This is a genomic window from Halobacillus campisalis (assembly GCF_030345335.1).
Lineage (GTDB): Bacteria > Bacillota > Bacilli > Bacillales > Halobacillaceae > Halobacillus_A > Halobacillus_A campisalis.
This window is the reverse complement of record NZ_JAPVRC010000005.1, coordinates 13,443-34,327: the sequence shown is the minus strand read 5'-3', so window position 1 is coordinate 34,327 and position 20,885 is coordinate 13,443. Positions and strand designations below refer to the sequence as shown.

Below are 20,885 nucleotides of genomic sequence, written 5' to 3'. Positions count from 1 at the left end.
TCCCTATAAATGATGGAATAAACCTGATATACTTATACCATTATAAACCAACAGAGTGGAAAAACTGTGAAAATATGAAAATATTAGGAGAGGGGCCAGGTTATTGATCGACATACATAGCCACATACTCCCAGGGATCGATGACGGAGCTCAGACGATGGATGACAGTATTCACATAGCGAAAGCCGCAGTAGAAGATGGAATCCATACCATGATCGCCACCCCCCACCATAAGAATGGGAAATACGACAACTACAAACAAGATATCATCGAACTCACCGCCGAACTTAACCACCAACTACACATACATAACATTCCATTAACCGTTCTGCCTGGACAGGAAACACGGATCCACGGAGACATGATGGAAGGAATACGTGCGGACGACATTTTGACCTTGAACAATCTAGGACACTATGTCTTCGTCGAATTTCCTTCAGACGCTGTGCCGAGGTATGCCAAACAGCTGTTGTTTGATATCCAGCTTGAGGGTTATCAGCCCATCATCGTCCATCCAGAACGGAACAAACAAATCATCCAGCATCCCGACATTTTATACAATTTAGTCAGCAAAGGAGCATTCACCCAAATTACCGCAGCCAGTCTTACGGGACGATTCGGTAAGAATGTTCAGAAGTTCACTCACCAGCTGATCGAAGCGAACCAGGCCCACCTGATAGCATCTGATGCCCACAACACCGAGAGCCGAGGGTTCTGTATGACGGATGCATATGAGGAAATCAGGGAGAACTATGGGGAATCCATGGTTTATTTGTTTGCGGAGAATGCGGAGTATGTGGTGAATGGGGAGAATCTGGCGTCAGATTCTCCGAGCCGTGTTAAAAAGAAAAAGTTTTTAGGTATCTTTTAGAATTTAGGAAAGGAGAGGGTAGTTTACATGTTATCTTCTCATAGAAAAAGGTTGTTTTTATTAATATTGATTGATTCTATCATCGTATCTTTTTCCATCTATATGTCACATTTCTTTTTGAACCCTTATGTGGCCACGTTTGATGAAATTATGTTCGTATCATCTGCAGTATTGCTGATTACTCACCATCTTTTTTCCGGTTTGTTAGGCATGTATCGGAAGAAGTGGCGTTATGCCAGTATGGAGGAACTCGTCGGCATTATTGTCGTGGTCACGCTGTCGTTACTATCGACAACGGTCATCCAGTTTTTAGCGTTTGGAATGATTTATGAGCGAGCGTTAGTGATTACGTGGATGTTACATGTGTTACTGATTGCCGGTGTTCGCTTCGCGTGGCGCTATTATAAGACTTATGGATTGACGCTGAATCCAAAAGGGAAAAAAGCAAGAATCGTAAAAAATAATCCAAATATGAAACAAACCCTCATTATAGGCGCAGGCTCAGCGGGCAGAATGCTGGCCCGTCAAATGAAAGACTCCAACGACGTCAATTCAAACTTAGTCGGATTCCTGGATGACGACTTTACGATGCAAAACCTATCGATATCGGGGTTACCGGTATTAGGCAGTAGTAACGATTTAAAAGAAGTAGTTGAGAAACGTCGTGTGAACCACGTGGTCATAGCTATGCCTTCTATTGAGCAATCAAGAATCAAAGAAATCATTAAAGAAGCGAAAAGCATCGTTAGTAATGTTCAAACGCTTCCTATGATTGAAGACATTGCGTTAGGTAACGTATCCGTTAATAGTATTCGAGACGTATCTATTGAAGATTTATTAGGCAGAGAGCCTGTCGAGCTCGATATTCAATCCATATCCAGTGAAATCAACGGAAAAACCGTGTTAGTTACTGGTGCTGGTGGTTCTATTGGGTCAGAAATCTGCCGTCAATTATTAAAGTTCGGTCCAAGTAAGCTTATTTTATTAGGGCATGGAGAAAACAGCATTTATACCATTCATATGGAACTAAAACAGCTGGACATAGAAACGGAACTGATCACGAAGATTGCTGATATTCAGGATCGTGATCGTATCTTCGAGATTGTTCACGAATATGGGCCTTCTTATATTTACCATGCAGCTGCGCACAAACATGTGCCATTAATGGAAGCCAATCCAAAAGAAGCCGTAAAAAATAATGTGCTGGGCACACGAAACGTGGCTGAAGCGGCACACGCGGCCGGAGTACCGAACTTTGTTTTGATTTCATCTGATAAAGCCGTGAATCCGACAAATGTGATGGGTGCTACGAAGCGTGTTGCTGAAATGGTGATTCAATCATTAAGCCGGGTCAGCAGTACTAGATTCGTAGCGGTTCGATTTGGAAACGTGTTAGGCAGTCGGGGAAGTGTCATTCCTTTGTTCAAAAAACAAATTGCCAATGGAGGACCATTGACAGTTACCCACCCTGATATGACCAGGTATTTCATGACGATTCCAGAAGCATCGAGACTTGTTATTCAGGCCGGGGCATTAGCTCGAGGCGGGGAGATCTTTGTGCTTGATATGGGAGAGCCCGTAAGAATAGTAGATTTGGCTAAAAACCTAATCTCACTATCAGGATTTACGGAAGAAGAAATTCCGATTAAATTTAACGGAATCCGCCCGGGTGAGAAAATGTACGAAGAACTGCTGGGAGATAATGAAGTTAATTCCGAACAAGTTTATCCGAAAATCTACGTTGGTAAAAACAACGAGTTTCCAGTGGATGAATTAGTGAATTTCATCAATGTAGAAATTGATGAAACTTCACCAGCACAAGTGAAAGATAAAGTATTCAAACTGATAGATAATAAAATTTCTGTTTCTAATTGATATTGGAGGAATTTCAGATGACAAAAATTAAAAAAGCCATTATACCAGCGGCAGGGCTGGGTACACGTTTCCTGCCAGCTACAAAAGCGATGCCTAAAGAAATGCTGCCGATCGTCGATAAACCTACTATTCAGTACATAGTGGAAGAGGCTATTGAATCTGGTATTGAAGATATTATTATTGTGACTGGAAAAGGAAAACGTGCGATTGAAGACCACTTTGATAATAATTGGGAACTAGAAGATAACTTAAGAAAAAAAGAGAAGTTTGACTTACTTGAGAAAGTAAACGAAACGTCAAACGTTGATATTCACTATATTCGCCAAAAAGAACCTAAAGGTCTTGGACATGCGGTATGGAGCGCACGTAACTTCATCGGCAACGAACCATTTGCAGTTCTTTTAGGTGATGACATCGTGGAATCAGAAACACCTTGCCTTAAACAATTAATTGACCAGCACGATGAAACCGGTTCTTCTATTATTGGTGTACAGCAAGTAGAAGATAACCAGACGCACCGTTATGGCATCATCGATCCCTCTGATAAAAATGATCGTCTCTATCAAGTGAATACATTTGTTGAGAAACCGAAGCAAGGTACCGCCCCGTCTAATTTGGCGATTATGGGACGTTATGTGCTTAATCCGGAGATTTTCGATTTTCTAGAAGAGCATAAAACAGGAGCTGGCGGTGAGATTCAATTAACGGATGCGATTCAAGCATTAAATGAGCTGCAAAACGTATTTGCCTATGACTTTGCCGGAAGCCGGTATGATGTAGGAGAAAAATTCGGGTTCATAAAAACGACCATTGAATTCGCACTTAAAAATGAAGAAATTGGCTCTGAAGTGGAAGGGTTATTGGAGTCTTTAGTGAAAAACAAAGTTAAACAATAAACATCGGGGGCTTGAGGATGAGAACTATTGCAGTAGTAGGAACAGGTTACGTAGGCTTAGTCACAGGTGTGAGCTTATCTGAAATTGGTCATACCGTAACGTGTATAGATATTGACGAGGAAAAAGTAAAGAGAATGCAGCAAGGGGAATCTCCTATTTATGAACCGGGTTTGTCCGATATGATGAGCAAGAACATTGAAAAGAAACGATTATTCTTTACTACTGTGCATGAAGAAGGTTTTAAAAACGCTGAAGTCATTTACATAGCGGTCGGTACTCCTGAAAGAGAAGATGGCTCTGCAAATCTAGCATTTGTAGAGCAAGTAGCTAAAGATATTGCTGCTAATGTAACTCAAGATACTATTGTTGTTACAAAGAGTACAGTGCCTGTAGGAACAAATGATAGAATTCAGTCGATTATCAACGAAAATCTGGCGAAAAATGTTAAAGTGGAAGTGGCTTCTAATCCAGAATTTTTAAAAGAAGGTTCAGCTATTTATGATTCCTTCAATGGTGATCGAATTGTAGTGGGATCTAATAGTGAAGAAGCAGCTAATATCATTGAAGAAATTAACAAACCGTTCGGAGTGCCGGTATTTAAAACGGGAATAAAAAGTGCGGAAATGATTAAGTACGCTTCTAATGCTTTCCTGGCTACCAAAATCAGTTTCATAAACGAGATCTCGAATATTTGCGAAAGACTAGATGCAAATGTGGAAGATGTAGCGAATGGTATGGGCATGGATAAGCGAATCGGAGATAAGTTTCTTAACGCTGGCATTGGGTACGGAGGCTCTTGCTTCCCTAAAGATACAAAAGCTTTGATCCAAATTGCTGGGAATGTGAAATATGACTTTGAATTGCTTAAAGGTGTAGTTAAAGTGAATCAAAAGCAGCAAGGCTTATTAATCGAAAAGCTTAAAGAGCGTCTTCCTGACTTAAAAGGGAAACGGATTGCAGTCTTGGGGTTAGCGTTTAAACCTAATACAGATGATATGAGGGAAGCTGCTTCTCTAGTTGTGACGGAAGAATTAATAAATGCTGGAGCTGATGTTGTAGCTTATGATCCGATTGCGATGGAAAATGCGAAAAAAATCCTTAATGATGAGTTACAGTATGCAAATGGAGTAGAAGAAGCTGTTAATGGTAGTGATGCTGCATTAGTACTTACTGAGTGGGATGAAGTTAAGAATGTGGAGTTGGATGTATTTGATCGCATGGCTTACCCGCTTGTAATTGATGGACGTAACTGTTTCTCTATCGAAGAGATGAAGGAGAACCGTATTGAGTATCATTCGGTAGGGAGACCTTCAGTTTCATCAGACAGTAGACAAGCAATAACAAGGTAACTAAGAAATTAAGGTAAGGGTACCCACTGTTAAGGCGGTACTCTTTCCACCTTAATTGTAATACCTATTTAATAATTAGATGGTTACTAGTTAATTGGATCACTTAAAGTTCCAAATAAGTAGTAACCAACTAAATAAACCTCTCAAGGAGTGAGAACGTAATGTATCTAAAAGTTAAACGATCGATAGACATATTGTTATCGTCAATAGGACTAATAGTTTTATCACCTGTATTTCTAGTTCTTATTATTGCGATAAAAAGAGATTCAAAAGGTCCCATTCTATTTAAACAAAAACGTGTGGGAATTCACGCCTCACACTTTAATATGTTTAAGTTTAGAACAATGAAAATCGACACGCCTAAAGACACTCCAACTCATCTCCTTGAAAATCCTGAACAATATATTACGAAAATGGGGATGTTCTTAAGGAAAACTAGTTTAGATGAACTGCCTCAAATTTGGAATATCTTTTCTGGGAAAATGAGCATTATTGGACCAAGACCGGCTCTTTGGAACCAATATGATTTAATAGAAGAACGTGAAAAATATGGCGCCAATGATGTTCCTCCAGGTCTAACTGGTTGGGCACAAATTAATGGGAGAGATGAACTGCCAATTGAAATTAAAGCAAAATTAGATGGAGAGTATGTTCGGAAAATTAGTCTGTGGATGGATATTAAGTGTTTCTTAGGTACCATCTTTAGCGTGTTAAAGAGTGATGGAGTTGTAGAAGGCAAGAATGATCCAGCTAAGGAAGAAGATAGCAATATTGATACTAAGGAGTATTTATCTAAATGAAAAAGATACTTATAACAGGATTAAATAGTTATATAGGTACCAAAGTTAAAGAATACTTGGAAAAGTATCCTAGTCAGTATTCAGTAGACGCTATAAGTGTTAGAACTAGCAACTGGAAGCTAATGGATTGGTCTGAGTATGATGTTTTACTTCATGTGGCAGCAGTAGTTCATCATAAAGAAAAAAAAGAAATGGAACGAGTATATTACACTATAAATAAAGAACTTCCAGTACAAGTGGCTGAGAAAGCTAAGGAGTCAGGAATAAATCAATTTATTTTCTTGAGTACCATGGCTGTATACGGTGAAGAAGGTAAGGTAGAGAAAAAGATAGTTATTACAAAAGAAACCAAACCAAATCCTAATACATTTTATGGGAAGAGTAAATTGGAAGCAGAGACCGAAATAACTAAATTAAGAAATGGTTCTTTTAAAGTTGTAATTTTAAGGCCACCAATGATATACGGCCCTAATTGTCCTGGTAATTATAAAAAACTTGAGAAAATAGCGCAAAAATCTTATATATTTCCAATGGTTAATAATGAGCGTAGTATGTTGAATATTCAGAGGTTTTGTTTATACATAAAGAATTATATTGATGAAAACGTTGAAGGTGTCTTTTTCCCACAAGACGATAAGTATGTAAATACAAGTTTGCTTGTTAAGGAGATAGCTCAAAAAAAAGGAAAGAAGATTTATTTGTCTAGTATGTTAGGGAGCCTGATTAAAGTTTTTGGGAAAAGATTTCATTTAGTAAATAAAGTTTTTGGGTCTTTAATCTATAAAATTTAAGAATATGTTGGAATAATGAAATGAGGAAATTTAATGAAAGATATTATGATTAGTTTTGATATAGAAGATTATTTTCACGTGGAAACTTTTAAACACATTGTTAATAAAGGAGACTGGGAAAGTTTAGAACATAGAGTAGAGGGTTCGACTGAAAAGATACTTGAACTAATGGAAAATGCTAATGCGAAGGGTACTTTTTTTGTGTTAGGTTGGGTAGCTGAGAAATTCCCAGAATTGGTAAAAAAAATACATCTTAATGGTCATGAGATAGCTAGCCACGGATATAATCATGACTTAGTTTATAACATAAGTGAGAATGAATTCAGAGAAGATTTAAGGAAGTCAAAGAAACTTTTAGAGGATTTGACTGGAGAAGAAATAATTGGATACAGAGCTCCAACTTTTTCAATAACAGAAGATGGTTTGGATATATTGAAGGAAGAAGGCTTTAAATATGATTCAAGTATAAACATGTTAAACTATCACGATAAATATTCAAATATCGATAATGAAGAGAATCAAATTATTGAAACCTTGGCAAATGGTTTAATTGAAGTAAAGATTCCTGTGATGAAATCAGTTGTCTCTCTACCCTGGGGAGGTGGAGGTTATTTTAGATTAATTCCGTATCCCCTATATAGGAATGGGGTTAAAAAAATATTAAAACAACATAATACATTTTGTTTTTATTTGCACCCTTGGGAGTTGGATTATAACCAACCCAAATTTGAAAACATTAATAGGTTTGAGAAATTTAGGCACTATTATGGTTTAAAACAAACAGAAAAAAAATTAAAAAAATTAGTCAATGATTTTGAAGCTTGTACTATTAAAACTTTTTTAAATAATACGAACAACCACCTTGTATAGTAGGGGTTGTTTATATTGTTCTAAGATAAAAGAAATAGGTGATATATATGGAATTTAGTGAAGTAAAGGTTCTAATATTCGAAGGTTATGCAAGGCAGACGCTACCAATGGCTAAAGCATTTAATAAACTGGGCTGTGAAGTAACAACTTTAAATCATTCGAAATTGGATGTCGGGTACACTTCAAAATACCCTACAAAAAAAATAGTAAAGTATAGTTCTAGTAATGATTATGTAAGAACTGTAAATACAGTTAGAGAGTTATTGAAAAGTGGAGAATACAATTTAGTTGTCCCTATGTCTGACTTTTCTGCTTCATTACTATCTAGAAATAAAGATGAATTTAGTAACTATGCGAAAATAGCATCTAATGATTGGGAAATTTATGATATAGCTCAAGATAAACTAAAAACTATGGAAATTTGCATGGAAAGGGGTATTCCTTGCCCTCTTACTCTTATCTCTGTCGAATCAATCGAAGAAGTAATTAACTCTGACCTGAACTTTCCAATTGTTGTTAAACCTAGAATTGGATATGGAGCTATAGGTTTTAAAGTTGCAAATAATGAAGCTGAATTAAGAGAATATATTGTCAAGAACAAAATTAATATATCATTTTATGTTTTTCAAGAATATATACCACAATCAGATGTACAGTTTGAAGCAGCAATGTTTGTTGATAATGAAAATGAAATTAAGACTTCGCTTGTATTCTCAAAGAATAGATGGTTTCCAATTGAGGGAGGATCAAGTACATTTAATATAACTGTGGATAGGAAAGATATTGTTGAAAGCTGCAGTAAATTACTAAAAGACATTGGTTGGAGAGGTTGTGCAGATGTTGATTTAATACAAGATCCGCGTGACGGAATTGCTAAAATAATGGAAATTAATCCTAGAGTTTCAGGAAGCGTTAAGATATGTTTTGAAGCAGGGGTTGATCTGGCTAAACAAATAATTCAAAGAGAATTCGATCACCCTGTTACATCATATAATAAATATAAAATTGGACAACGGCTTCGTTGTTCACAAACGGACCTTTTATGGTTTATTAAATCTTCAGATCGTCTAACATCAAAACCATCGTGGTTTAGTATGAAAAAAACTAAAGACCAGACTTTTTCCTTAGCAGATCCTTTACCATGGTTTTCCTATTCAATTCAATCATTAGGTCGTTATAGAAAGGAAATGAAAAAAAGATCTGATTAATAATGAAGAAAATTTTTCTAAATTTGAGGTGAATTCTATGAAACTATTGACAGAAAAGGAAGGACTTTCTTTTTATTTGTATAAGCCCACAATATTAAAACCTTTTTTCAAACAATTAGAGCCAATAACTTTAAAAAGAAGGATTAGGTTACTATTAGCATATTTCACGGGTTACACTGTATATTACATTGGAGAGAATAACAACCTCATCGGATACTGTCTTGTTCAAAATGGAAAAGATAATAGATATAAATTTGCTTCGGAGAAAGATGTAATTGTTGGTCCTTATTTTATTCATGAAGAATATCGGGGAAGAAAACTTTCAAAAATTTTGCTTGAATTTATATTAAAGCAGCCAGAATTAACTTTTAGATACGCTTATGATTATATACACAAAGACAATATTCCAAGTATAAAAGCTACAGAAGCTGTAGGATTTCATTATTTAAGTCATGCCCATATTTCTAAATTTCTTAGAACTATTAAACTTTGTGAAAAGGGAGAAGGAGATTATGTTGTTTACAAATACATAAAGAAATAAGATTTTACTATTAATTGAGTAATTTAGAGCTATTACTCTTCTAAAAGGAGAATAAAATGGATATTGTATCAGTCATAATACCTACTTATAAGCGATGTGAATATTTGTGTCGAGCTATAGACTCTGTTTTAAGCCAATCTTTTCAAAATATTGAAATTATCGTTGTTGATGATAATGGTAACGGTACTAATCAACAATTAAAAACTGAAAATATAATGTCGAAGTATTCTTCCAATGAAAAGGTGAAATACATTATAAATAAAAATAATGTGGGAGGGGCATTGGCAAGAAACATCGGTATTTCTGCTTCTACAGGAACTTTTATAACTTTCTTGGATGACGATGATATTTACTTACCAGAGAAGATAGGAATACAAGTAGAAGGAATGAAAACCAACGGCTGGGACTTATCACTAACAGATAATAAGACATGTAATGAAAAAGGAGAAATAATTAACACTAAAATTCAGAATATTAGTGAGAACCCAGAGTATAAGGAATTACTAACTGCACACCTTATAGATCATCTTACAGTTACAAATAATTTTATGTTTAGAAGTAAGAGCCTAAAAAATATAGGTGGATTTGATAACTATAGCTCAGCCCAAGAATATATGCTTGTACTTAAAGCAATTGAAGCAAAATTAAAAGTTGGCCATATTAAAAGAATACTAGTTGTCAATCATATGCATGAGGGTGAAAGGATATCTACAGGACCAAAAAAGATTAAAGTGCAAAAAGAATTAATAAAAGTGAAAAGAAAATATTTTTACTTATTAAATAGTAAGCAAAAGAGGCTTATATTGTGTAGACATTATAGTGTACTATTTTTTATTTTTTATAAAAATAAAAAATACTATAATGCTCTGCTTAATTCTATTTTAGCTATAATCGTATCTCCAATAGGTACACTTAACTATTTAAATAATTATAAAAGAAAATTATCTCGTAATTAGCATAAATAGATAGTTAACCTTAAAGTAATATATTTTGCATGACCGCAATGAGAATATTTAAATTTCTATTGATTATTAAATGTTACATAATGCGGCCCTAATAAAAAAATAAAAATAGGTGAATATAGGTTTAAAAAAAGAGGAGGTAACATGTTAACTTTTTTAAATTTAATAATATTTACTTTGCAAATAATATTGTTAATTAAAGCCATTTTAGTATTAAAGAAAAATGCACTTGATTTTGGAGCACTCTTTATAATAATTTATATTGTGTTTTATGTTCCTGTTGTTTACGATATGTATTTTGATTGGCAATTATTTTCATACGTTTATAAAATAGTAGGACAATACAATGTTTTTGCATCTAAGACCACTATTACATATTTTAACTTTATAACTACACTAATTATGTTAAGTTTTGAAATTGGTTACTCATTAAAAAGAAAAAATAAAAAAGTTAATGTTGATTTATGTAAGCCAACAAATTATGTAAGTGTTAATTATTATATTATTCAGTGCTTATGTTTTACTATATGGCTAGTCATAATGGTTAATCTATTAAGTAGATATAATGGCGATTTAATTATGTTTTTTACCCCATCAAGTAAGGATGTTTACGGCTCTTACTACGAAAAATATATTTCTTTTTTATTACCTATCATAATGCTTACTTTAAAAAGACTTAAAGTTTACCATTTTAATAATAAAAAAATAGATAAGACAACTGTGTTTTATGTGTTATTAGTATTGGCGTCTTCAGTCCCGTCTGGTCAAAGAAGAGAGATTATCAACCAAATATTATATATATCACTTTTATTTATAGTGCTACCTAAGTATAGTATTATAGATTATTTTAAAGGCTATAAGAACAAACAAAAAAATCAAATACAAACCAAAGTTTTAAGGTTAGGTTTATTTATAGCAGCGTTAGTCCCGTTTTTTTGGTACGGTAGGGTGTGGTTTAATCAAATTCAAAGAGGCGCATCTAATATTACTCCCCCATGGGAAGTTAGAGGAGTGTTTGAGGTATTATTCGGTAGCTCTTCAACAGGGTTTCCAACGATAATTGCTTTAAACAATTACTATGAGACAATAGCTTCAGGTTTACCATACTTTAGGAATGTCATATATTTAATAACTAGTCCAATTCCTAGTGCAATATATTCTGAAAAATTAGCTGCTCTTACAGAAGAAGTCCAGAATATGAGCAATGCAGGATCAAATTTGTCTTTATTTTATATAACTGATATGTATTTAACTTTTGGACCGGTAAGTATCTTTGTTAGCTTTTTAGTAGGTTATATATTATCAGTTATGTATAATCGAAGTTTACATAGTATCTATATGAAACATAAAGTGCTAGCTTTAATTGCTTTATCACAAATAGTTTTACTTTATAAGAATGGTGTTACAGAGTTTGTTATTAAAATGACATTGTACTTGTTTCTTATGATAATAAGCATTAATTTAATATTCCCAACAAAAAAATCTAAGTAGTCTAGACTAATATTTCTATTATTTAATAGGCGAACAATTTGTTCAACCTTGCATTATTACTATAATAAAACAAGGTTGAACAAATTGAAGGTATTATTAAGGAGAGTAAGACATGAAGAAGAAAAAGAAAATACTAATCATGGGCAATTACGGAAAAGATGATAGATTAACTGGACAATCAACTAGAACCAGGACGGTAACAAAATCTATAAAAAAATATTTGAATGACTATAACGTCACAACTGTAGACACTTCCAATAAAAAATTCCGAACTATTATTTCAGCTTTTATCGGTGTGCTTACTGCTAATAAAGTAATTATTATGCCTGCACAGAATGGTTTAAAACCTGTTCTGTATATGATCAAGTTATTGTTTGCGTGTTCAAAAACTTCTTATGTAGCAATTGGAGGTTGGTTGGTTGAACATATTAGAGATGAGGACCGATTAATTAAAGTTTTAAAAGACCTTTCTTCAGTTAATGTACAGATGCAGTCAATGAAAGGTGAGCTTGAAAAGCTAGGTATGAATAATGTCAATTGGTTTCCTAATTATAGAATATTGGAGAATGAAAACAGAGTAACACCAATAGGGAAATCAGGACTGAAAAATTTAGTTTTTTATTCCCGAGTACGTAAGGATAAAGGTGTACTAATTGCGATAGAAGCAGTGAATGCCTTCAATAAATTAAATGAGGAGAAAATTCAACTAGATATATATGGACCTATAGAGATTGGATTTGAGAATGAATTCTATACTGAAATTAAGAGTGGAAGTTACATTAAATATAAGGGAGTCTTAAAAGAACCAAATATAATTTCTACTATTTCAAAATATGATTGCATGGTTTTTCCTACATATTATGTAGGGGAGGGGTTTCCTGGTGCGGTTCTTGAATCTTTTATTTCCGGGGTTCCTGTTATAGCGTCTGATTGGAAATACAACACACAAATAGTGAGTAACGATACTGGTTTAATATGTAAGGTGAATTCAATTGAATCACTTTTAGAGAAAATAACAGAATTACATAATCACCCAGAGTTACTCCAACTCAAACAAAAAAAATGTTTGGAAGAAGCAAGCAAGTATACTGAAGAGCAAGTAGTACCCACCTTGGTTAATAGTTTAAAAACCAAATATTAATATTAATGATACAATAAAATTTTAAAATTTAAAATAAATAAAATTTTGATTGTTATTTGATTGTTAAAGGAAAGAAAGGAAAAGTGATTATGAAAATAATGTTACATGGTGCAACTATGGGTTCGAATTTTGGTGATTATTTATTTGCTGATATTTTTTACAATGAAGTATTAGAATGCAACAGAGAGGGAAGAAACTTATTCTTTGAATGTCCGAGGTTTGGAATAGGCAAATTTTTCAAAAGAGAATTAAGATATCAAAATAAGCAAAGTTTCAAAGATCTTTTAACTGCAGACTTGCTTATTTATATCTCTGGGGGATATTTTGGTGAACAAAAAAATCTTTTCCTAAGAGCGTACTTAGATTTCTAAAGTTTGTGCCAATAGGTTTATATTTTATTTTAACTAAGAAAAAACTAATGGTTATCGGTGTTGGTGGAGGACCGATCTCTAATAAATTCTTAAGAAAAATGTTAACTTTTATTTTAAATAAAGCAAAAACTGTTACTGTTAGGGATAATGAAACAGCTGAATATTATAAAAAATACGGGGTTAACAACCAACTCACAGTTACTTCTGATAGTGCTCAAATTATAACTCCTGATGTTTTACCTGTGTTAAATAAAGATGTAGAAAAATCTATTTTATCCACTTTTGAAAATAAAAAAATAATCTTTTTGCACATTAATAATTACGGAGATGAATTCGCAGAGTATCAAAATACTATTATTAAATCACTAAACCTATTTTTAAAAAACCATAATGATTATGGTGTGATAATAGGCGCAGATGTCCTAACTAATGAAACAACTGAACAATTAAAAACAATTAAAGAAAAAGTTAATTGTGATTCAATATATGTTTATAATTATCAAAGCCCATGGCAATTATGTTCCCTGTTAAATAGGGTGGATGTAATACTAACTACTAAACTTCATGTGGGAATTTTGGGTGCATCATTTTCAAAATCTGTTCTAGCTTTTCCAAACCATTATGAAAAAGTAAGACGCTATTATAATCAAATAGGTGAGGAAGATAGATGCCTTAAGTTAACAGAAGTTACTGAGGACAAGATTCTGAATTTATTAGAGAATTATCACAATGAAAGAATTATTCTACCAGAAAGTATAGTTGAAAAAGCTAAAAGTAACTTTGAAATAATGAGAACTTCTATTTCAGATATAAAGCAATAAATTAATACATTAGGAAAAGATGAGGTAATGAATAAAAAAACAAACAGAACGTTAAGTGAAACTACTTTTAATGGATTTCTTTGGATGATAAGCGGTAAGGGAGTTCAAGGTATCTCTCAGCTCTTAGTGTTAACAATTCTTGCAAGGTTAATAGCACCAAATGAATTTGGAATAGTAACTGCAGCGATGGTAGTGATAGGTTTCTCTTTAATTTTTTCTTCTTTAGGTGTAGGACCGGCCTTAGTGCAACGTCCACATATAAAGAAACATCACATTAGTACAGCTTTTAGTTTATCAATTTTAATGGGAGCTTCTTTTACTCTGTTAATATTTTTTTGTTCAGGTATAATGGCTTCTTTTTTCCGGATACCAGAGTTAGAGAATGTATTAAAAGTCCTTTCTTTCACTTTTTTAATACAAGGTATTTATATGACTTCTTTAAGCTTGTTAGAACGTAATTTGGAATTTAAATCCATATCACTAATTAATTCACTAGCTTATATTATAGGTTATGGGGCAATGGGAATTATTTTTGGCCTTAGCGGTTTCGGGGTTTATGCATTAGTTATCGCTCAAATCTCACAGGAAATTGTAAAATTAATACTAATTTTAAGTAAGAAGCAACATAGCAAGAAATTAGAAATAAGTATTATTGCAACAAAGGAATTAATGTACTTTGGTGGTGGTTTTACATTAGCTAGAATATTTAACTACTTCGCTTTACAAGGGGATAACTTAGTAGTGGGAAGAACGCTAGGCGCAGAGTCATTAGGTATTTACGGAAGAATATATCAATTAATGGCTTTACCTGCTACATTTTTTGGTCAAGTAGTAGATAAAGTTTTATTCTCTGCTATGTCACGGATACAAACCGACAAGAGTAGATTAAGAATGGTTTTTAAGAGAGGCATTGTACTTATATCTTTAGTAGCTTTACCGACGAGTATTTTTTCATTTATATTCTCAGAAGAAATAATTCTGGTATTGTTAGGGGAGAAGTGGTTAGATGCAGTTTTACCATTTCAAATATTAAGTATAGGTATTTTTTTTAGAACAAGCTATAAGATTAGTGAGTCAGTAGCTAGATCAACCGGCGCAGTATATAGAAGGGCATGGCGTCAATTAATCTATGCAATTTCAGTTATAGGTGGTAGCTTAATAGGTCAACAATGGGGGTTAATTGGAGTAGCATACGCAATCAATATTTCTTTAATTTTAAATTTTTTACTAATGTCTCATTTAAGCTTGAAAATCTTATCACTAAGTAAGTTTGAGTTTATAAAAATTCATGTTCCCGCTATTTTAAATACAACCGTTGTATTTTTATTACTGAGTAATCTAAGTTTGACATTCAACAACCCACTTCTCACAATATTTTCAAACTTTATATTAATGGGTGTAATTTTATTGTTTATCTGTACATTGTTACCAAGGATATTTTTGGGGACAGAAGGAAAATGGATTATAAAATTCATGAAAAATTATTTTATTAAAAGGATACTAAAAAAAATTAAATAGTTAATTTAATTTAGAAACAATTAATATATCAATACATTTTCAATTCTATATAGTATTAAAGGTTTTAATTATGGATTTTCAGGAGGTATAGCTTGAATATATTAGTAACTGGTGCCGCAGGTTTTATTGGTATGCATTTATCAAAAAAACTCTTAGAACAAGGATACAAAGTTATAGGTTATGACAATATAAATAACTATTACGATACTCAATTAAAAGATGAGCGATTATCTATCCTCGAAAAGTATGATAACTTCACTTTTTATAAAGAAGACTTAGCGAATTTAAAAGCAGTTAATAATTGCTTTGAACATGAAAACATTGGGATAGTTATAAACTTGGCTGCACAAGCAGGGGTTCGTTATAGTTTAGAAAACCCACATGCGTACATTGACTCAAATATTCAAGGATTTACGAACATATTAGAGGCTTCAAGACACTTTAAAGTGCGTCATCTAATTTATGCCTCTTCTAGTTCAGTTTATGGTGCAAATGTAAAAATGCCTTTCTCTACTTCCGATTCAGTAAATCACCCAGTTAGTTTATATGCAGCAACTAAGAAGTCTAATGAATTATTGGCTCATACTTACAGTCATTTGTACAATCTACCAACAACTGGACTGAGATTCTTTACAGTTTATGGTCCATACGGACGCCCAGACATGGCTTATTTTTCTTTTGCCAATCGCATTCTAAATGGAGAAACAATCGAGGTTTTTAATAACGGAGAAATGAAAAGGGATTTCACTTACATTGATGATGTAGTAGAGGGGATTATTCAACTATTAAATAAAGCACCTATACCTAATGATAATTGGGATAGATTAAACCCGGACCCTGGCTCTAGCTATGCTCCTTATAAGTTATACAACATTGGGAACAACCAACCAGTAAAACTAATGGATTTTATCTCAATTTTAGAAAAACACCTGGGTAAAAAAGCAAATAAAGAGTTTCTACCCATGCAGCCTGGGGATGTGCAAGCAACTTATGCTGATATTGAACAATTGAATCAATTAACTGGCTATAAACCTGTTACCACCATTGATGAAGGACTGAAGGAATTTGTGAAGTGGTACTTGGATTATATTGAGAATTAACAAAATAACAAAAAATGTCATATTCAACTGTGTCTCAAAGTTTTTAGAGTAATGTTTGTAATTTTATATTTGAATTAAAAAATACATGAATTATAAAAATTAGCTCTAAAGCAACAAAGTATACGCCGAGGAGTAAAGAGGTGCTTAAAAATTGAAGATTAATAAGTGGTGGAAGATTACTTTAGTGGTTATAGGAATAATTGTGATAGGTTCAGTGACTTTTTTGTTTTTTCATTATAATAATGCGAAAAGTACTATTAACGGAGAGATGAATGAATCTGTGAGCTCTATAGATCATTCGGTTGGGGAAAAAAAAGTTAGCAATGAAAACCCTTTGTCAATAGTATTGATGGGAGTTGATGAGACAGATAGTGACCAAGGTAGGTCTGATGCCTTGATGGTTTTAACATTAGATCCCAGTGATAATAGAAGTCAATTAGTTAGTATACCAAGAGATACTCGAACTGAGTTGATTGGAGAAGGGTCAAACGCAGGCAACTATGATAAAATCAATCATGCTTATGCATTTGGTGGTACTGATATGGCTGTTCAAACTGTTGAAAATTTTCTGGACCATGAAATGGATTATTATATTCGAATGAACATAGAAGGTTTATCGGAAATGGTAGATGCAATAGGTGGAGTCACTGTAAAGAATGATTTGGAATGGAAAGGTAAGAGTGGTTTTCATTATAATAAGGGAGAGATTAGTCTGGATGGTCCCCAAACAATGGGGTTTGTAAGAATGAGATCACAAGATCCAAATGGTGATTTCGGAAGGACCGAAAGACAAAGGAAAGTAATTAAAGCAATTATTGAAAAAGGATCTAGTGTTGCCTCGGTCAATAAAATTGGTGCAATTATGGATGTGTTAGGAAATAACATGAAAACTAATTTGGACTTTAATACAATGCAAAGCCTGTTATTAAATTATCGAAGCGCTCAAAAAAACATTGATACATATCAAGTTAAAGGTAGTGGAGTAAAGATTGATGGAATTTACTATCTGGAAGTAAATGAAAAAGAAGTTAATAAAGTGCAACAAATGATTGATGAATATCATTAGGCAAGTGGTATAATCCAGAATTTTAATACATTCAGTTTCATTTCTCCAATGTAGTGTTGTGATATGGTGATTTACGATCTTTTTGTCCCTGTGACTAAAAAAATGATACTTCATTAAACACCTTCAAAATTGCAATTTTGGGGACAGTCCCCCGGTACGTTAGAGAACTAAAGAATAGCGTAGCACCAATGGATTTCTATTGGTACTACGCTTCTTTGCCATCATAAAGTTGAAGAGGGATTTTTGTTTACTGTCTATTGAGTTATGTAATCCTCTTTCAACATCTTCACCATCTCCTGCAAGAGATTGGGGATCCTTGGTACGGATGTTAACGCTAGAATAAAGTTGACAGTTTTTGCTTGAATAGATTTTACACTTTTGCTCTATCAGCCTATTCTTTTAGTAAAATAGTTGGTGACGTTATTTTACTGGAGGTTAGGATTTTGGAGGAGAAATTAGTGCTATATTTAAAGATTCAAGACCTACATAAACGGAAGTTTAAAGTAGCTCAAATTGCTAAGGAGCTTAAGATCTCAAGACCAACTGTCTATAAATATTTAGAAATGACATTTGAGGAAGCAAAAGCTTATACTGAACAGCCTCTTGGGAGGAGCAAGAAATTAGACAGGTACAAAGACTGGATACTGGCCTGGTTAGAAGAGTATCCTCACTTAAGTGCTGCACAAATACATGATTGGCTTTTAGAGAGGTACCCCGACCTAACGGTCGGTGGAAGTACGTTGAGATCTTATGTGAAAGAAGTCAGGGAATTCTACCAGATTAAGAAAAAGGTAATGGTTCGTCAATACGAAGCCATACCTGAACAACCAATGGGGAAACAACTTCAGGTAGACTGGGGTGAAACAAAACAAAAGACTACTAACAGAAAGGAAATCAAGCTGTATTTCATTGCGTTTGTACTCGCTCACTCCAGACAGAAGTATACGGAATGGCAGACACGTCCTTTCACCACAAGAGATGCGATACGTTGTCATGAAAATGCATTTCAATTCTATGGGGGACGCACAGAAGAAATCGTATACGATCAGGATCACTTAATCACAGTTAGTGAAAATGCAGGCGAGCTCCTTTTAACAGCTGAGTTTCAAAGTTATGTGAATGAACGGAAGTTTATAGTTCACTTGTGCAGAAGAGCTGATCCGGAGTCTAAAGGGATGATTGAAAATGTAGTGAAGTATATTAAAGGCAACTTCGCAGACAGCCGAGTGTTCAGTGATATAGAGGATTGGAATCATCGGTCGTTACAATGGCTAAAGCGTACAGGGAACCATCAGGTTCATCAGACAACAAAAAAAAGACCAGCTGAAGTGTTTCTCGTCGAAAAGCAACACTTAAAGCCAGTCTCTTCCTTACTTTCATATGAAAGTACCAATAATCAAAGTATAACAAGAAGTGTAAGCAAGGACAATACAATCCGGTACAAGTCCAATCGTTATTCCGTCCCACTTGGAACTTATCAAACAAACGCTGAGAATCTTGTTTTGATTGAAGTTACAGGTAAAGAGCCACCGACGCTCGTGGTTCGAAAAGACGCAGAGAGTGAAATCATTGCCGAACACAGTATAAGTTTAGAAAAAGGGAAGCTCATTCAAAACCGTAATCATACCCGTGATCGCTCCAAAGGGGTTGAAGAGTTTAAGCGACGTTTGATCTCCTTTTTTAAAGATCAAACACAGGCCCTTGCTTTCTTTAATGAGATCAGCCAAAGATACCCAAGGTATCGTCGAGACCAGTTTGCGATCATTCATCAGGTCGTCCAAAAGTATCCAGCTTTAATCGATACCGTATTGGCCAAGTGTATGAGAGAAAAGTTGTATAGTGCGAATGACTTTCGTGATATGGCCCAGCACATTCATACACTGCCTCATGATTCGGTAAAAGAGATAAAGTCTTTTTATACCCATACAGCAAAACATTCACAAATTAAGACCTCTACCCGTTCTTTAAATGCTTATACCAGCATTTTAGGAGGTCGACCATAATGAACAAGACCGTGAATGAATTACAAGATCAATTTCGTCAATTACGATTATCAGAAACTGCGGAGGAGCTCCCACAGCTTCTTCGCGAAGCTGAAAAAGCTTCATGGACTTACTTAGAATTCTTAGAATCTATTACGCGATATGAGCTAGCAAAGCGTGAAGCTAAAAGCCTGGAAAAGAGAATGAAATGGGCACGCTTCCCTTTCGTGAAGTCACTAGATGAGTTTGAACTAAAAGGTCAAAACGTCCTGACGGCCCGCCAATTAACACAACTTAGAGAGTTAAGCTGGCTAGAACAGCAATATAACTTAATTATTCTTGGGCCACCTGGCATTGGAAAAACGTACATCGCAATTGGACTGGGGCTCGAAGCTGTTTCCAAAGGATTCAATGTTTACTTCGTTACAATGGGTGAGCTTGTGCAGCTCTTAAAAACGGAAGAATACCTGAATAAATCAAAGGTGCAACTCAAACGAATGAGAAATGCCGACCTGGTGATTATCGATGATTTGATGTATATGGCGATGGATCAGAGAGAGGCAAATCTGTTTTTTCATTTGATCAACCATTTATACGAACGAAGTTCGATCATCCTGACTTCCAATAAAAGTCCAGATGAATGGGGAAATTTGATTGGCGATCAAGGGATCACGACAGCTATTTTAGATCGTTTACTTCATCGTGTGGAGGTCATACATGGTGGAGAGAATGAGGAAAGTCATCGGATGAAAAACCGAAAAAGTATTTTTCAAGCAGAAGTGTAAAAGGGAAACGAGCAAAAAGTGTAAAATTCGACTTGACGTCTACACCAAAAAAAGCCAGCTCAAATTTTACTGAGCTGGCTTTTCTCTTATTTCTTTTTTGTACCTCTCATAATTAAACTTAGAATAAATACAAAAATGATAGCACCGATCAGTGCTGGAATAATAGCAATACCTGCTAAGGTAGGACCCATTGAACCTAAAAGTTCACCGCCGATCCAGGCACCGACAATCCCTGCGATAATATTACCTATTATACCAAGTGGCATGTCTCTCCCGATTAATACTTGGGCCAGCCAGCCGATTAATCCTCCGACAACTAAATATAATATAAATCCCATATGAAAACCTCCTTTAAGTCTAATCCCCTCATTCCCCTTTTCTTTTATTTTTGAAACACGATTTGGGGGACAGTCCCCCGGCCCGTAGGTTTTCAGTAATTTGATAAGG

Annotated in this window: 20 protein-coding genes; 19 read left to right on the top strand and 1 reads right to left on the bottom strand. The window is 34.3% G+C overall.

Annotated features, from left to right (window positions below; all coding sequences use genetic code 11):
- The first annotated feature begins 103 nt into the window (after nt 1-103).
- The 19 genes from O2Q26_RS11630 (at nt 104) to istB (ending at nt 20,438) form a co-directional block, all read left to right on the top strand.
- Nucleotides 104-871 (top strand): tyrosine-protein phosphatase, encoded by a 768-nt coding sequence (locus O2Q26_RS11630; protein WP_289216066.1) that lies wholly within the window; start codon nt 104-106, stop codon nt 869-871.
- 27 nt (nt 872-898) lie between these two features.
- The gene (locus O2Q26_RS11625; protein ID WP_289216065.1) at nt 899-2,746 is read left to right on the top strand and encodes a polysaccharide biosynthesis protein; all 1,848 of its coding nucleotides are present in this window, start codon (nt 899-901) and stop codon (nt 2,744-2,746) included.
- Nucleotides 2,747-2,763: 17 nt separating this feature from the next.
- Nucleotides 2,764-3,642 (top strand): UTP--glucose-1-phosphate uridylyltransferase GalU, encoded by an 879-nt coding sequence (gene galU, locus O2Q26_RS11620; RefSeq protein WP_289216064.1) that lies wholly within the window; start codon nt 2,764-2,766, stop codon nt 3,640-3,642.
- Nucleotides 3,643-3,659: 17 nt separating this feature from the next.
- Nucleotides 3,660-4,991 carry a UDP-glucose dehydrogenase family protein gene (locus tag O2Q26_RS11615; protein ID WP_289216063.1) on the top strand — a complete coding sequence of 444 codons (1,332 nt, stop codon included), beginning with the start codon at nt 3,660-3,662 and terminating at the stop codon, nt 4,989-4,991.
- Between the two features lie 161 nt (nt 4,992-5,152).
- Nucleotides 5,153-5,791 carry a sugar transferase gene (locus O2Q26_RS11610; RefSeq protein WP_289216062.1) on the top strand — a complete coding sequence of 213 codons (639 nt, stop codon included), beginning with the start codon at nt 5,153-5,155 and terminating at the stop codon, nt 5,789-5,791.
- Nucleotides 5,788-6,582, top strand: coding sequence for an NAD-dependent epimerase/dehydratase family protein (locus tag O2Q26_RS11605; RefSeq protein WP_289216061.1), 795 nt, complete (start codon nt 5,788-5,790; stop codon nt 6,580-6,582). Before O2Q26_RS11610 ends, O2Q26_RS11605 begins: the two co-directional genes overlap by 4 nt.
- A gap of 33 nt (nt 6,583-6,615) precedes the next feature.
- Complete coding sequence (locus tag O2Q26_RS11600) at nt 6,616-7,452, top strand: XrtA system polysaccharide deacetylase (RefSeq protein ID WP_289216060.1); 837 nt, start codon at nt 6,616-6,618, stop codon at nt 7,450-7,452.
- 47 nt (nt 7,453-7,499) lie between these two features.
- Nucleotides 7,500-8,660 (top strand): carboxylate--amine ligase, encoded by a 1,161-nt coding sequence (locus tag O2Q26_RS11595; RefSeq protein ID WP_289216059.1) that lies wholly within the window; start codon nt 7,500-7,502, stop codon nt 8,658-8,660.
- Nucleotides 8,661-8,697: 37 nt separating this feature from the next.
- Entirely contained in the window at nt 8,698-9,201 is a 504-nt protein-coding gene (locus O2Q26_RS11590; protein ID WP_289216058.1) for a GNAT family N-acetyltransferase, read from the top strand.
- Nucleotides 9,202-9,257: 56 nt separating this feature from the next.
- Entirely contained in the window at nt 9,258-10,157 is a 900-nt protein-coding gene (locus O2Q26_RS11585; RefSeq protein ID WP_289216057.1) for a glycosyltransferase family 2 protein, read from the top strand.
- A gap of 150 nt (nt 10,158-10,307) precedes the next feature.
- On the top strand, nt 10,308-11,654 hold the full coding sequence (locus O2Q26_RS11580) for a hypothetical protein (protein WP_289216056.1): 1,347 nt from the start codon (nt 10,308-10,310) through the stop codon (nt 11,652-11,654).
- A 112-nt stretch (nt 11,655-11,766) separates the two neighbouring features.
- A complete protein-coding gene (locus O2Q26_RS11575; RefSeq protein ID WP_289216055.1) occupies nt 11,767-12,795 on the top strand; it encodes a glycosyltransferase in 1,029 nt (342 codons plus the stop codon).
- A gap of 89 nt (nt 12,796-12,884) precedes the next feature.
- A complete protein-coding gene (locus tag O2Q26_RS11570) occupies nt 12,885-13,166 on the top strand; it encodes a hypothetical protein (protein WP_289216054.1) in 282 nt (93 codons plus the stop codon).
- A gap of 5 nt (nt 13,167-13,171) precedes the next feature.
- On the top strand, nt 13,172-13,987 hold the full coding sequence (locus tag O2Q26_RS11565) for a polysaccharide pyruvyl transferase family protein (protein ID WP_289216053.1): 816 nt from the start codon (nt 13,172-13,174) through the stop codon (nt 13,985-13,987).
- Between the two features lie 27 nt (nt 13,988-14,014).
- Nucleotides 14,015-15,505, top strand: coding sequence for a lipopolysaccharide biosynthesis protein (locus tag O2Q26_RS11560; protein WP_289216052.1), 1,491 nt, complete (start codon nt 14,015-14,017; stop codon nt 15,503-15,505).
- Nucleotides 15,506-15,597: 92 nt separating this feature from the next.
- Nucleotides 15,598-16,605, top strand: a complete 1,008-nt coding sequence (locus O2Q26_RS11555; protein ID WP_289216051.1) for an NAD-dependent epimerase — start codon at nt 15,598-15,600, stop codon at nt 16,603-16,605.
- A gap of 151 nt (nt 16,606-16,756) precedes the next feature.
- Complete coding sequence (locus tag O2Q26_RS11550) at nt 16,757-17,671, top strand: LCP family glycopolymer transferase (protein ID WP_289216050.1); 915 nt, start codon at nt 16,757-16,759, stop codon at nt 17,669-17,671.
- Nucleotides 17,672-18,129: 458 nt separating this feature from the next.
- Nucleotides 18,130-19,674 (top strand): IS21 family transposase, encoded by a 1,545-nt coding sequence (gene istA, locus O2Q26_RS11545; protein WP_289216271.1) that lies wholly within the window; start codon nt 18,130-18,132, stop codon nt 19,672-19,674.
- Nucleotides 19,674-20,438, top strand: a complete 765-nt coding sequence (gene istB, locus O2Q26_RS11540; RefSeq protein WP_289216049.1) for an IS21-like element IS643 family helper ATPase IstB — start codon at nt 19,674-19,676, stop codon at nt 20,436-20,438. The genes istA and istB overlap by 1 nt, the downstream gene beginning before the upstream one ends.
- An 86-nt stretch (nt 20,439-20,524) precedes the next feature.
- Here istB and O2Q26_RS11535 read toward each other — a convergent pair whose 3' ends face one another.
- Nucleotides 20,525-20,776, bottom strand: coding sequence for a GlsB/YeaQ/YmgE family stress response membrane protein (locus O2Q26_RS11535; RefSeq protein WP_289216048.1), 252 nt, complete (start codon nt 20,774-20,776; stop codon nt 20,525-20,527).
- Nucleotides 20,777-20,885: the final 109 nt, after the last annotated feature.

Excerpts from the sequence above, each read along its gene's own strand:
- O2Q26_RS11625 (WP_289216065.1), top strand. The coding sequence starts at position 899 with ATGTTATCTTCTCATAGAAAAAGGTTGTTTTTATTAATATTGATTGAT.
- galU (WP_289216064.1), top strand. The coding sequence starts at position 2,764 with ATGACAAAAATTAAAAAAGCCATTATACCAGCGGCAGGGCTGGGTACA.
- O2Q26_RS11615 (WP_289216063.1), top strand. The coding sequence starts at position 3,660 with ATGAGAACTATTGCAGTAGTAGGAACAGGTTACGTAGGCTTAGTCACA.
- O2Q26_RS11610 (WP_289216062.1), top strand. The coding sequence starts at position 5,153 with ATGTATCTAAAAGTTAAACGATCGATAGACATATTGTTATCGTCAATA.
- O2Q26_RS11605 (WP_289216061.1), top strand. The coding sequence starts at position 5,788 with ATGAAAAAGATACTTATAACAGGATTAAATAGTTATATAGGTACCAAA.
- O2Q26_RS11600 (WP_289216060.1), top strand. The coding sequence starts at position 6,616 with ATGAAAGATATTATGATTAGTTTTGATATAGAAGATTATTTTCACGTG.
- O2Q26_RS11595 (WP_289216059.1), top strand. The coding sequence starts at position 7,500 with ATGGAATTTAGTGAAGTAAAGGTTCTAATATTCGAAGGTTATGCAAGG.
- O2Q26_RS11590 (WP_289216058.1), top strand. The coding sequence starts at position 8,698 with ATGAAACTATTGACAGAAAAGGAAGGACTTTCTTTTTATTTGTATAAG.
- O2Q26_RS11585 (WP_289216057.1), top strand. The coding sequence starts at position 9,258 with ATGGATATTGTATCAGTCATAATACCTACTTATAAGCGATGTGAATAT.
- O2Q26_RS11580 (WP_289216056.1), top strand. The coding sequence starts at position 10,308 with ATGTTAACTTTTTTAAATTTAATAATATTTACTTTGCAAATAATATTG.
- O2Q26_RS11575 (WP_289216055.1), top strand. The coding sequence starts at position 11,767 with ATGAAGAAGAAAAAGAAAATACTAATCATGGGCAATTACGGAAAAGAT.
- O2Q26_RS11570 (WP_289216054.1), top strand. The coding sequence starts at position 12,885 with ATGAAAATAATGTTACATGGTGCAACTATGGGTTCGAATTTTGGTGAT.
- O2Q26_RS11560 (WP_289216052.1), top strand. The coding sequence starts at position 14,015 with ATGAATAAAAAAACAAACAGAACGTTAAGTGAAACTACTTTTAATGGA.
- istB (WP_289216049.1), top strand. The coding sequence starts at position 19,674 with ATGAACAAGACCGTGAATGAATTACAAGATCAATTTCGTCAATTACGA.
- O2Q26_RS11535 (WP_289216048.1), bottom strand. The coding sequence starts at position 20,776 with ATGGGATTTATATTATATTTAGTTGTCGGAGGATTAATCGGCTGGCTG.